We start from the raw sequence: 12349 nt of genomic DNA, 5'->3' as shown, positions 1-12349 counted from the left end.
CACCCACTTCAAATTCGCCACAAACCCTGCTCACCGCAGCCGTCCATCCTGCAGTCCTCTCCAACGAGGACGGACGATGAAATCCCTGAAGATGCTGCTGCGGTTCGCCATTGTCGGCGGCCTGATCCTGCTGCTGCTGATCCCGCTGTTCCTGATCCGCAGCGTCATCACCGAGCGCAGCGCCTATCGCGAAGAGGCCTACTCGCGGGTGGCCGAAAGCCGTGCCGGTACCCAGCGCGTGGTCGGGCCGGTGCGCGTGGTGCCGTGGTCCAAGCGCGAGCAGGTGGAAGTGGTCGATGCGCAGGGCAACAAGAAGACCGAGCTGCAGACCACCCAGGGTTACTGGTTGCAGCCGCCGGCCACCCTGCAGATCAGTGGCGAGCTGCTGCCCAGCCAGCGCTCGGTCGGCCTGTTCAAGGTGCCGGTGTACAGCTGGAATGGCCAGCTCAAGGCGACCTTCAGCGAGGACGACTACCCGGAGCACGATGGCATGACCTATGGCGAGGCCTACATCGCGCTGGGCGTGTCCGATGCCCGTGGCCTGGTTGGTACGCCGAACCTGCGGGTTGATGGGCAGCAGGTCAAGCTGCTGCCGGGCGTGGCCGGCGCATCCGCACTGGGCCGTGGGCTGCATGCACCGATCGCCGGCATCGCCCGCACCGGAGGCACCCTGGCGACCAGCAGCGTGGAACTGGAACTGCAGCTCGATGGCAGCCGCTCGCTGTCGGTGGTGCCGGTGGGCGATGACAACCAGATCGCGCTGCGGTCCAGCTGGCCGCACCCGTCGTTTGCCGGTGCGTTCCTGCCGAACGAGCGGCGTGTGGATGCGCAGGGCTTCGATGCACGCTGGGCCGTGTCCTCGCTGGCATCGGACGCACAGCAGCGACTGCGCGAGGGCGATGACCTGGATGCGCAGGCGGTGCAGGTTTCGCTGGTCGACCCGGTCGATACCTATACCCAGGCCGACCGCGCGTCCAAGTACGGCGTGCTGTTCGTGGTGCTGACCTTCGTTGGTTTCATCCTGTTCGAACTGATCAAGTCGCTGCGCATCCACCCGCTGCAGTACCTGATGGTCGGCCTGGCGCTGGCGATCTTCTTCCTGCTGCTGATCAGCCTGTCCGAGCACATCGCCTTCTGGCAGGCCTACCTGGTTTCCGCGCTGGCCTGCATCAGCCTGCAGGCGGTGTACCTGGCCAATGTGCTGGGTCACTGGAAGCGGGGCCTGGGCTTCGCCGCGATGCTGACGGTGCTGTACGGCGCGCTGTATGGGCTGCTGGTCTCGGAAAACAATGCACTGCTGATGGGCTCGCTGCTGCTGTTCGTGATCCTCGCGCTGGCGATGTGGGTGACCCGTCGGGTTGACTGGTACGCCCTGGCCGAACAGAAGTAAGGAGCACGCCATGGGCTGGCGCCAAGGATTGCAGCAACGGGCACGACAGGGCATTCCCGCGCTGTTGGAGGTGGATGCACTGCTGCAGGCCCATGGGGTACTGGCGGCCTTGCCGGGGGCACGGATCGCGCCCGGCCTGGTCCGCTTCCAGCTGGCCGCCGTCACCTGCGAAGGATTGCAGCGGCGCGGGCTGGACTGGTTGCGGGAGGCGCGGCACGGACGCGGCGCGCTCGCCGGCAAGGTGCCCCGTTACCGGCCATGGAAGGCCGGGGCGGGGGCATTGTCGGAGATCGGCATCGATGGGCTGCCAGCAGACTGGCCGGAACATGCGGCGGTGTTTGGTTGCAGCAGCATCGACCAGCGGCACTGGCTGCTGCTGTTGCCCGAACGCGCGCAGCTGTGGCTGGGGTGGAAGGGGTGACAGCGGAAGGCCCATCCACGCGTGGCCTGGATCTACGGGGCCTCTGGTGGGTGCGGACCTTGGTCCGCACCGCTCTTCGGTGGGAAGGCGCCATCCACGCATGGCGTGGATCTACCAGATGCCCATGACCGATGGGACGGGGGCCGGGCGCCGCGGCTGGCTAGACTCGAGCGGATGATGATCGAGCCGAAGGGCAGGGGTGCGGCGTGTTGACGTGGAGCGGGCTGAAGTGGGGCGTGCTGGCAGTAGCGCTGGCGATGGGTGGCAATGCGGTGGCGCAGCAGCGCGAGCCGGTGGACCTGGACATGGTCGGCAAGATCCGCCAGCAGGCGTTCCACAAGTCGCAGGTGATGGATACCTTCAGCTACCTCACCGAACGCATCGGGCCGCGCCTGACCAATTCGCCGGCGATGGGGCGTGCCAACGCCTGGACCCGCGGCAAGTTCAGCGAATGGAAGCTGGACAATGTCCATGACGAAGCCTTCGACGAATTCGGCCGTGGCTGGGAATTCACCTCGGCCAGCGTCGAGATGCTGGGCGATCGCGTGCAGCCACTGCATGCGCTGCCCAAGGCGTGGACGCCGGGCACCAATGGCCCGGTCGAGGGCGACCTGCTGCAGGTGGACATCAAGAAGCCCGAGGACATCGAGAAATATCGCGGCAAGCTGCGTGGAAAGATCCTGCTGCTGGGCGAGGCACGCGAATACAAGCGCGGCACCGACGCCGATTCGCACCGGCACGACGCCACCTCGCTGGAAGGCCTGCAGGAATTCACCCTGCCCAAGGACAAGGACGTGGCCGCCGACCGCGCCAAGCGGGTCAAGGAATACCAGGAGAAGCAGGCGCTGGCGGCGAAGGTCAACGCATTCTTCGTTGAAGAAGGCGCGCTGGCCTCGATCAGCATCAGCAGCTGGGACAACGGCATCATCCGCGTGGCCGGTGGCGGCTCGCGCAAGGCCGGTGAAGCGGTCGGCATTCCCGAACTGGCGATGATCGCCGAGCACTTCAATCCGCTGGTACGCGCGCTGGAAGCCAAGCAGAGCGTGCGCCTGCGCGTGGATGTAGCCGCACGCTTCACCGACGAGGCCGACCAGCCCGGCTACAACACCCTGGCCGAGATCCGTGGCAGCAGCAGGCCGGACGAGGTGGTGATGATCGGCGCGCACCTGGATTCCTGGCACAGCGGCACCGGCGCGGCCGACAACGCCGCCGGCGTGGCGGTGATGATGGAGGCCATGCGCATTCTCAAGGCCAGCGGCGCCAAGCCCAAGCGCACCATCCGGGTTGCGCTGTGGAGTGGCGAGGAACAGGGACTGATCGGTTCGCAGGCGTACGTGGCCAAGCACTTCGGTCGATTCCCCGAGCCTACCGACCCGGCGCAGAAGGCGCTGCCGGCCTCGCTGCGTGAACCGACCGGTGCCCTGCAGAAGACCCGCGACTACGGCAAGTTCCAGGTCTACTTCAACATGGACAACGGCTCGGGCCGCTTCCGTGGCATCTACGCACAGGAAAACCTGGCGGCGATGCCGATCTTCGAAGCCTGGCTCGCCCCGTTCCATGACGTGGGTGCAACCACCGTGGCCACCCGCAACACCGGCAGCACCGACCACATCAGCTTCGACCGCATCGGCCTGCCGGGCTTCCAGTTCATCCAGGACAAGCTGGACTATTTCAGCAACGTCCACCACAGCCACCTGGACACCTGGGACCACGCCGAACCGGAAGACCTGAAGCAGGCCGCCGCCATCGTCGCCTCCTTCGCCTACCACGCTGCCATGCGCGAGCAGCCGTTCCCGCGCAAGCCCGAGCCCTGAAGAAGGGACGGAGGGGATCAAGTCGTGTTTCCCCTCCGCTGCATCGGCGTTCTCCCGGGAGCGCGGCAATAGTGACTTGCCCCCCTCCGTCCCCTTTTTCCGCAGGGGGCGGAGGGCTGGTAAAATCGGGGGATACCCGTTCCTCGAGCCCTCCATGACCTGCCGCACCCGCTTCGCCCCCAGTCCCACCGGCTACCTGCATATCGGTGGCGCCCGCACCGCGCTGTACTGCTGGCTGGAGGCCCGCCATCGTGGCGGCGAGTTCGTGCTGCGCATCGAGGACACCGACCGTGAACGCAGCACCCAGGGTGCGATCGATGCGATCCTGGAGGCGATGGAGTGGCTGGGCCTGGACTACGACGAAGGCCCGTTCTACCAGACCGAGCGCGTCGCCCGGTACAAGGAAGTGGCCGAGCAGCTGATCGCCGACGGCAAGGCGTACTACGCCTACGAAACCCGCGAAGAGCTGGACGCCATGCGCGAGGCCGCGATGGCCAGGCAGGAAAAGCCGCGCTACAACGGCGCTGCCCGCGAGCAGGGCCTGCCGTACAGGGACGACCCGAACCGCGTCATCCGCTTCAAGAACCCGCTTGAAGGCACGGTGGTGTTCGATGATCTGATCAAGGGCCGGATCGAGATCGCCAACAGCGAGCTGGATGACATGGTCATCTTCCGTCCGGACGGCTACCCCACCTACAACTTCGCGGTGGTGGTGGACGACTGGGACATGAAGATCTCCGAAGTCATCCGTGGCGACGACCACATCAACAACACCCCGCGCCAGATCAACCTGTACGAAGGCATCGGCGCACCGGTGCCGAAGTTCGGCCACATGCCGATGATCCTGGACGAGCAGGGCGCCAAGCTGTCCAAGCGCACCGGCGCGGCCGACGTGATGCAGTACAAGGACGCCGGCTACCTGCCTGATGCGCTGCTGAGCTACCTGGCCCGGCTGGGCTGGTCGCACGGTGACCAGGAACTGTTCAGCCGCCAGGAACTGATCGACCTGTTCGATGTGAAGGACTGCAATTCCAAGGCCTCGCGCCTGGACATGGCCAAGCTGGGCTGGGTCAACCAGCACTTCCTGAAGACCGAGGAGCCGGCCGCGATCGTGCCGCACCTGGTCTATCAGCTGCAGAAGCTGGGCCTGGATGTGGCCGCTGGCCCGGCGCCGGTGGACGTGGTGATCGCCCTGCGCGAGCGCGTGCAGACCCTGAAGGAAATGGCCGAGAAGGCCGTGGTCTGGTACCAGCCGCTGAACGAATACGATGAAGCGGCCGTGGCCAAGCACTTCAAGGCCGGTGCGGAACTGCCGCTGGGCAAGGCCCGCGAGCTGCTGGCGGCCCTGCCGGAGTGGACCGCCGAGGCCGTTGGCGTGGCCCTGCACGATGCAGCCGCCGCGCTGGAAATGGGCATGGGCAAGGTCGCCCAGCCGCTGCGCGTGGCCATCACCGGCACCCAGGTCAGCCCTGACATTTCCCATACCGTGTACCTGGCCGGCCGCGAGCAGGCCTTGAAACGCATCGATGTGGCCATCACCAAGGTAGCAACGGCCTGAGCCCTGCGGCCCACGCCCGAACTGGAGAACGCGCATGTCCGCCAAAACCGCCTGTACGGCCCCGCACCACCATGTCCACGACGCTTCGGATTTCGTGGCGGTGGTCGAGCGTGTCTCGCGCGAGCGCGGGCTGCGCCTTACCCCCATCCGCGCCAACGTGCTCAAGCTGATCGCCGAGGCCGGCAAGCCGGTCAAGGCCTACGAGCTGCTGGAGTGGGTGCGCAACGGCAAGGGTGTGGGCGCTGACGCCCCGCCCACCGTGTACCGCGCGCTCGACTTCCTCATGGCCAATGGCTTCGTGCACAAGCTGGAATCGGTCAATGCCTTCGTGGCCTGCCACCACCCCAGCAGTGCGGCCCATTCGGTGCCGTTCCTGATCTGCAACAGCTGCCACAGCGCGGTGGAACTGGAAGACCGTGAGATCGTGACCCAGCTCGAAAAGCGGGCCAAGGAGCTCGGCTTCCAACCGCAGGCTCAGACATTGGAAGTACACGGACTCTGCGCCCGCTGCGCAGGCTGATGCGAGGGTAGTGCCGGCCGCTGGTCGGCTTCCTCGGGTTTGGGGTCAGATCCCTTTGCCACTGGCAAAGGGATCTGACCCCATTTCATAACAATGCAGCCGAGCATGGAGCATGGCTCGACTCCACCGGGCCGGCGCCCTAGTCCATCGGCTTGGTCGCCGTATCCACCCGCACGATCACCGACATGCCCGGCCGCAACCGCGCCGCGAGCTCCTGGTCCCCGTTGATCGAGATACGCACCGGCAGCCGCTGCACCACCTTGGTGAAATTGCCGCTGGCATTGTCCGGGCGCAGCACGCTGAACTCCGATCCGGTGGCCGGCGCGATCTGCTCCACGCGTCCGCGCAGCACCTGGCCCTGGAACGCATCCACCGAGAACGAGGCGGGCTGCCCGATCTTCATCTGCCAGGTCTGGCCTTCCTTGTAGTTGGCCACCACCCACAATGCGTCGGGCACCAGGAACAGCAGCTGCGAACCGGCGGCTACGTACTGTCCCACGCGCACGCTGGCTTCGCTGATCTGCCCATCGCGCGGCGCATGGATCACCGTATTGGCCAGGTCGATGCGGGCCAGCTCAAGCTGTGCCTGCGCGCTTTCCACCTGCGCTTCCAGGCTCTTGCGCGAGACCTGGGTCGAGACCAGGGTTTCTTCGGCGATGCGGATCTGCGCCTGCGACTGCTGCACGCTGGCCTGCGCCGAGGCCTGGCTGGTGCGGAACTTGTCGCGGTCGTTGATCGACACCAGCTGCTGCGCCGCCAGTTCCTCGTAGCGCTTGGCCTCGTTGCGGGAGCGCTGCAGCTCGGCCTGGCCGGCCGACAGCGTGGCCCGCGCCGCAGCAATCTGCGCGCGGTTCTGCGCCTGCGACTGGTCCGAATTGGCCAGGGCCGCGCGCGCGCTGTCCAACGTGGCCTGCGCCTGCGCCACCCGCTGCGCGTAGATGCGGTCGTCGATGCGCAGCAGCGGCTCGCCCTGCTTCACGTGCTGGAAGTCCTTCACCAGCACGTCGGTCACATAGCCGTTCACCTGCGGCGCCATCACCGTGATCTGACCGCGCACGTAGGCGTTGTCGGTCACCATCACGGTGCTGGTGAACGGCCACAGGTGCCAGGCGCGCAGGATCAGCGCGATGCCCAGCAGGGCCACCACCACCATCACCACCACGCTGCGCGAACTCGGCTTGAGGTACTTCGGCGCGGCGGCGGGCGCGGCAGGCGTCGCCGCCGGTGCCGCATCGGTGGGCGGCGGCGGGGTGACGTTCTCGGCAGCGTCGGTGTCGTCTGGACGGGGCGGGACGGGAGGCATGACGGTGGACTCAGCGCGGTGCCGCGGTCGCAGCCGCAGCGGGGGAGGAAGGATGGCGCTTGCGCCATTGTTTGCGTACGGCGGTACGCAGCGACAGCAGCAGCAACCAGCACAGGAAACCGATTGCCAGCCAGCCGCTCAGGGTGAACACATCGTTGAAGCCACGCACGTTGGCTTCGCGGCGGGTGGTCTGTGCCAGCTGCGCGCTGCCCTGGGCACTGCGCAGCACCGGGTCGGTGATCTGCGCTGCGTACAGCTGCTGCTGTATGCGCAGGCGCTGTGCCACCACCGGGTCGGCTGGATCGAGCTGGCTGGTCAGCGCGCTGGAATACAGCTGCTCTCGATGCAGCTGGAATGTTCCCAGCACGGCCGAGCCGGCCAGTCCGCCCAGCGTCTGCGTGATCGACAATGTCACCAGGAAGGTGATCATGTGGTCCACGCCCTGTTTCAACGCGGCGGAAATGCCGAGCATGATCAGCGGGCCCATGAACATGCCGGCGCCCACCGACGCCAGGAACTGGCTGATGTAGAAGTCGTGCGGGCGATCCAGGCTGGTGCGGTGCTGGTCGAAGAACGCGGCGGCACCCAGCAGCAGGATCGCCATCAGCAGCTGCGCGATCAGGCGCTTCGGGCCGAAGGTCAGTGACGCACCGGCGATGCCGGTGACCACGCCGGCCAGGATCACCACGAACAGCGGCCGCATCTGGTCCGGTCCCATGCCCAGCGTGCGCATCAGGTTGACCACGCCGTAGGACTGTTCAGTGGTCAGGAAGCGGATCAGGAAGGCGCCGACGATGAAGTGCATCACCGGCAGGGTCGACAGCCAACGGATCTGCAGCAGCGGGTTGCGCCGGTAGTGTTCGATGATCAGTGCGGTGGTGGTCAGCACGATGGAGGCGATCAGCGCCCAGCCCAGCCACGGTGTGTTCAACCACCAGCGCGTGTAGCCCTGGGCCAGCACCACCACCAGCAGGGCGACGGCAGGCGCGAGCAGGGCGAAGGTGAGGAAATCCAGCGGTTCGAAGGCCTTGACCTGGATGCCCGGCGGCAGCTTCAGCACGACCACGGCGGCAAACGCGCACAGCGCCAGCCCCGCTTCGAACGAATACAGCTGGTGCCATTGGCCGGTATCGACCAGGCCGGGTGAGACGATCCAGGCAATCGGTACCGCCAGCTGCGACAGGCCGACGCCGATCACCAGCAGGTTGCCGGTGAATCGCCGCGGCAGCGCCTGCAGCATGTACAGCGTCCCCAGCGTCGAACAGGCCGCGCCGGCGAAACCGCTGGCGGCGCGGGTCAGCATGGTGGTCTCGAAACTGCCGACGAACAGGTGCAGCACCGCCAGCGCCGCGTACAGCCCCAGGCCGATCTCGGCAAACAGGCGGATGCCGTATTGCTGTCGGAACTTGAAGGCCAGCAGGTTGGCGGTCACGTTGACCATGGCGTAGGCAGCCACCAGCCAGCTGCCCTGGGTGGGGGTGAGCGCCAGTTGCCCCTGCAGGAAGGGCAGGTTGGCCGTTACCAGCGCATTGCCGAGGCCACCGGTGATGGCCACCAGCAGCGACACCAGTGCATAGGCTGCACGCCGATAAGGCGGGTGCCAGGGCATCGACGCCGAACCAGGCATGGTCGGCTTCTCGTGCTCCTCCCAATCCGGAACCGGCTTGAGGTACGGCTGCACCATCAGCGTTCCCCGCTGGCTGCTCCCTGGAGTCCCCCGCGCAGCAGCTGCAGGGCACGCCCGGCCAGCTGGGCGCGCTCATCGCGGGTCTTGCCGCGCAGGGCCGCGCCCAGCATGCCCGAGATCAGTGAAATATCCGTCTTCTCCAGGTCGGGCCGGCACAGGCCAGCGGCCTTGGCGCGGGCGATGGGGGCTTCCAGCAGGTCGCGCACGGTCTCGCGTGCGGTGCGCATGGCTGGCACGTCCGAATCGACCGCGCGCCAGTAATCGGCCAGTGCCGGCGAATCGACGATGCGCTGGGCCATGCCTTCGAACACCTCGAACAGGGCGTCGTCGCGGTCGCCAAGCTGCTCGACCTGGCGGCGGATGCGGTCGACCGTGCGCTGCAGCAGCGCCTGGATCAGCGCGGTGCGGTCAGGGAAATTCCGATACAGGGTGGCGCGGCCGACTTCGGCACGCTCGACCACCAGGTCCAGCGGCGCGGTGACGCCGTGTTGGCCGAACACATGGTCGGCAGCATCGAGGATGAGGGCTCGGCGGGCAGCGGCATCGGCACGTTGGGTGGTCATGGCTTCATTTTCGGACACAAATGTCCGGATGGCGAGAGACGAATGGCGACGGGATTGTCCGCTTGTTGTCGTACGCACATCTTTGTGACGGATGCGTGAGGGTCGATCGAGGTCATCAAAAAAGACGGGGGGCCAACCTGGCCCCCCGGGAGAGAACGACAGCATGCCGCCGTCAAAGTCAGTAGATCCACACCACGCGTGGATGCACGTCAGTAGATCCACGCCATGCGTGGATGCACGTCAGTAGATCCACGCCATGCGTGGATGCACTTCAGTAGATCCACGCCATGCGTGGATGCACTTCAGTAGATCCACGCCATGCGTGGATGCCTCATCAGAAGAACGCGCGGATCCCGAAGGCGACACCACGACCCGGCAGCGGCGAGTAATCCTTCAGCAGCGAGGTATGCGGACGCACTTCGCGGTTGGTCAGGTTGCTGCCATCCAGGAACAACTCGTAGCTGTTGCTGTCGCTGCGGTCCCAGCGGTAGGCCAGGTGCGCATCGACCAGGGTGTAGCCGTTGCTCGGCTCCTCGTTCTGCGCAACGTCCTTCTGCCGGCTGTAACGCACCGCGCCCACCGAGGCACGCCAGCCATCCTTCGCCCAGCGCAGGTCGGCGCCGATACGGGCCGGGGCGATGCGCGGCAGGTAACCGGTGTTGGCCAGTTCCACGCTGTAGTTGTGGTTGTGGTCACCGTGCGGCACGGCGATGTCCAGGGTGCGGCTGCCGTTGCCGTCCAGCTTGGCCTGCACGTAATCGCCGAACACGCGCAGGTCCCAATCGCCGGCGCCGCCTTCGAACAGGTGCACCAGCGCTTCAGCTTCGGCGCCCTTGAACACCGCGTCCTGCTGGGTCCAGGTGCGCACCGGCAGGCTCTCGGTGATGCCGGTGTCGGCCAGGTAGATGAAGTCCTTGAACCTGGTCTGGTAGATCGCGGCAGAGAAGTCCAGGCGCTCGCTGTGGGTGTGGATGCCCAGTTCGATGCGCTGGCCGCGCTCGGTCTTCAGGTTGGCATCACCGATTTCCAGCGAACGGGTGGCGATGTGCGCACCGGCGGCGTACAGCTCCTCATTGGTCGGTGCACGCTCGGAGCTGTCCACGCCGATGCGCAGGTCGACCGCATCGTTGAGCTTCCAGATACCGGCGGCCGACAGGTTGGTGGCGTCGAACTTGCGGCGGCGGTAGTCGCCGGTCGGGTCCAGCTTGACCTGGTCGTGGCGACCGCCCAGTTCCAGCTTGAACGGGCCGAACTGCTTTTCCTGCAGAACGAACAGGCCGATGTTCTTGGTTCCGGTATCGGGCACGAACGCTTCTTCGCCCTTGGCGCCGAAATCGCTGTTGCCGAACTGCAGGCCGAAGGCGCCGTCCCAGCCGCCGATCTGCTGCTGCACCGCTTCCAGGCGGCCTTCGATGCCGCGGTTGGTGAAGCGGGTGGACGGCGTGCCGGCTTCCAGCTCCACGTGTTCGTAGTCGGTGTAGGCCACGCGCGCGTTGACGTTCTTCAGGAACGATACCGGGTTGTAGATGCCGGCCTTGGTCTCGAAACGGTTCTGCACCATGTCGATGCGCACGTCGTGCTCTTCACCTTCCTCCTCCTCGCCATGGTCGTGGTCGTGATCATGGTCGTGGCCATCGCCGTCGGCATGCACGTGGGCGCCGTTGGGGATGCCGTAGTTGGTGCGGTAGGTGCTGGCCGAGGCGCCGAAGTAGCCGCCTTCGCCCAGCCAGGTGGCGCCGACGCCACCGGCGCGGGTGCGGATGGAACTGTTGTCCAGGCGGCCGCGACGCGGCTCTTCGCCTTCCTCGCCCGCGTGGTCGTGGTCATCGTGGTGGTCTTCCAGGCCGTCGATCACCGCGTAGCCGGGAATGCGGAAATCATCGCCATTGCGCACCAGGCCATCCACGTGCAGCACGACATTGCCGCTCACGCCGTCCAGGCGGAACATGCCGCTGCGTTCGTCGTTGACCGAATTGCCACGCAGCTCGGCACGGCCGCTGAGCGGTCGATCCGGCAGTTCGCGCGCAATGCGCCCATCGACCACGTTCACCGCACCGCCGATCGCGCCGCTGCCGAACAGCAGGGTAGCCGGGCCTTTCAGTACTTCGATCTGGTCGGCCAGGAACGGCTCGATGCTGGTGGCATGGTCGGCGCTGACGGTGGAGGCGTCCATGTTGCCCATGCCGTTGGACAGCACGGCCACGCGCGGACCTTCCTGGCCACGGATGATCGGGCGGCCGACGCCGGGGCCGAAGAAGGTGCTCTGCACGCCGGGCAGCTTGGCGACGGTGTCACCGAGGGTGCCGGCCTTCTGCTCATCGAGGCGCTCACCGGCCAGCACTTCAACCGGGCGCGCCAGCGATTCGGCATCACCCTGCAGTGGCGATGCCGTGACCTGCACTGAGGACAGCTCGGTCAGGTGGCGGTCACGATGCGAATCATCGTCGGAGGCCGCAAAGGCGACGGAGGGCAGCAGCGCAGCAAGCGCCAGGGCCAGGGAATGCGGCTTGAGGCGAGGGTGACGGGAGGGCATGGGCGGTCCTTTGTTACATTGTATCAATCGGGTGGCGCACGAATCCCGTCGGCGGGACAGGGGGAGGGGAACCGTGCGGGTCGGGAAACGATGTTATATTATTCCATAACGATTCGCCGCCCTGCTGGAAGTCATGCCCTTGCCCTCACGCCTGCGCCACCTGCTCGATCGCTTCGGCGCCACCGGTTCGATGCTGTGCGCGGTGCACTGCGCGGTCATTCCGCTGCTGCTGGCCGCTGCCCCCTCGCTTGGCCTGTCCTTCTGGCTCAGCGATGGCGTGGAGAAGGCGCTGGTGGTGTTCGTGACCCTGCTGGGCTTGTTCAGCCTGGTCTGGGGCTATCGGCGGCACGGTGCGCTGCGTGCGCTGGCGTTCCTGATTCCCGGCCTGGTCGCGTTGTGGGCCGGCGTGCTGTACGACCCGCTGCACCACAACGCGGTGCCGCATGCGGTGGTGATGACCCTGGGCGGCCTGCTGGTCGGCATCGCACACCTGGTCAACCTGCGCCTGAACCACGGCCACGTGCATGACGCCAGCTGCGCGCACTAGGCGCTCCGTGGTA

General features: G+C 66.5%; 10 protein-coding genes. 6 read left to right on the top strand and 4 right to left on the bottom strand.

What is annotated here, in order from left to right:
• Positions 1-76: 76 nt before the first annotated feature.
• The 5 genes from creD to AC3WTC_RS04465 all read left to right on the top strand — a co-directional run bounded on the left by creD (position 77) and on the right by AC3WTC_RS04465 (position 5703).
• Complete coding sequence (gene creD, locus AC3WTC_RS04485; RefSeq protein ID WP_492710737.1) at positions 77-1390, top strand: cell envelope integrity protein CreD; 1314 nt, start codon at positions 77-79, stop codon at positions 1388-1390.
• Positions 1391-1400: 10 nt separating this feature from the next.
• Positions 1401-1811 (top strand): hypothetical protein, encoded by a 411-nt coding sequence (locus AC3WTC_RS04480; RefSeq protein ID WP_080149363.1) that lies wholly within the window; start codon positions 1401-1403, stop codon positions 1809-1811.
• Between the two features lie 257 nt (positions 1812-2068).
• Positions 2069-3625, top strand: a complete 1557-nt coding sequence (locus AC3WTC_RS04475) for a M28 family metallopeptidase (RefSeq protein ID WP_051562478.1) — start codon at positions 2069-2071, stop codon at positions 3623-3625.
• A 154-nt stretch (positions 3626-3779) separates the two neighbouring features.
• The gene (gene gltX / locus AC3WTC_RS04470) at positions 3780-5183 is read left to right on the top strand and encodes a glutamate--tRNA ligase (protein ID WP_033830686.1); all 1404 of its coding nucleotides are present in this window, start codon (positions 3780-3782) and stop codon (positions 5181-5183) included.
• 34 nt (positions 5184-5217) lie between these two features.
• Positions 5218-5703, top strand: a complete 486-nt coding sequence (locus AC3WTC_RS04465) for a Fur family transcriptional regulator (RefSeq protein WP_025879333.1) — start codon at positions 5218-5220, stop codon at positions 5701-5703.
• A gap of 139 nt (positions 5704-5842) precedes the next feature.
• Here the strand turns inward: AC3WTC_RS04465 and AC3WTC_RS04460 are convergent, their stop codons facing one another.
• From AC3WTC_RS04460 to AC3WTC_RS04445, 4 genes are all read right to left on the bottom strand, one after another.
• The gene (locus tag AC3WTC_RS04460) at positions 5843-7006 is read right to left on the bottom strand and encodes an HlyD family secretion protein (protein ID WP_032976052.1); all 1164 of its coding nucleotides are present in this window, start codon (positions 7004-7006) and stop codon (positions 5843-5845) included.
• A 10-nt stretch (positions 7007-7016) separates the two neighbouring features.
• Positions 7017-8690, bottom strand: a complete 1674-nt coding sequence (locus tag AC3WTC_RS04455) for an MFS transporter (RefSeq protein WP_025879335.1) — start codon at positions 8688-8690, stop codon at positions 7017-7019.
• Entirely contained in the window at positions 8690-9256 is a 567-nt protein-coding gene (locus tag AC3WTC_RS04450; RefSeq protein WP_025879336.1) for a TetR/AcrR family transcriptional regulator, read from the bottom strand. Before AC3WTC_RS04450 ends, AC3WTC_RS04455 begins: the two co-directional genes overlap by 1 nt.
• A gap of 334 nt (positions 9257-9590) precedes the next feature.
• Complete coding sequence (locus tag AC3WTC_RS04445; protein ID WP_492710733.1) at positions 9591-11789, bottom strand: TonB-dependent receptor; 2199 nt, start codon at positions 11787-11789, stop codon at positions 9591-9593.
• 133 nt (positions 11790-11922) lie between these two features.
• Between AC3WTC_RS04445 and AC3WTC_RS04440 the strand changes: the two genes are divergently transcribed.
• Entirely contained in the window at positions 11923-12336 is a 414-nt protein-coding gene (locus tag AC3WTC_RS04440) for a MerC domain-containing protein (protein ID WP_025879338.1), read from the top strand.
• The last annotated feature ends 13 nt before the right edge of the window (positions 12337-12349 follow it).

The organism is Stenotrophomonas sp. FW305-C-20-S1 (assembly GCF_058783335.1).
Note: the sequence above shows the minus strand (reverse complement) of the source record. Positions and strands in the feature narration are given on the sequence as shown.

Coding starts and splice junctions, on each gene's coding strand:
- AC3WTC_RS04475 (WP_051562478.1), top strand. CDS start 2,069: ATGGGTGGCAATGCGGTGGCGCAGCAGCGCGAGCCGGTGGACCTGGAC.
- creD (WP_492710737.1), top strand. CDS start 77: ATGAAATCCCTGAAGATGCTGCTGCGGTTCGCCATTGTCGGCGGCCTG.
- AC3WTC_RS04455 (WP_025879335.1), bottom strand. CDS start 8,690: ATGGTGCAGCCGTACCTCAAGCCGGTTCCGGATTGGGAGGAGCACGAG.
- AC3WTC_RS04450 (WP_025879336.1), bottom strand. CDS start 9,256: ATGACCACCCAACGTGCCGATGCCGCTGCCCGCCGAGCCCTCATCCTC.
- AC3WTC_RS04480 (WP_080149363.1), top strand. CDS start 1,401: ATGGGCTGGCGCCAAGGATTGCAGCAACGGGCACGACAGGGCATTCCC.
- gltX (WP_033830686.1), top strand. CDS start 3,780: ATGACCTGCCGCACCCGCTTCGCCCCCAGTCCCACCGGCTACCTGCAT.
- AC3WTC_RS04440 (WP_025879338.1), top strand. CDS start 11,923: ATGCCCTTGCCCTCACGCCTGCGCCACCTGCTCGATCGCTTCGGCGCC.
- AC3WTC_RS04465 (WP_025879333.1), top strand. CDS start 5,218: ATGTCCGCCAAAACCGCCTGTACGGCCCCGCACCACCATGTCCACGAC.
- AC3WTC_RS04445 (WP_492710733.1), bottom strand. CDS start 11,789: ATGCCCTCCCGTCACCCTCGCCTCAAGCCGCATTCCCTGGCCCTGGCG.
- AC3WTC_RS04460 (WP_032976052.1), bottom strand. CDS start 7,006: ATGCCTCCCGTCCCGCCCCGTCCAGACGACACCGACGCTGCCGAGAAC.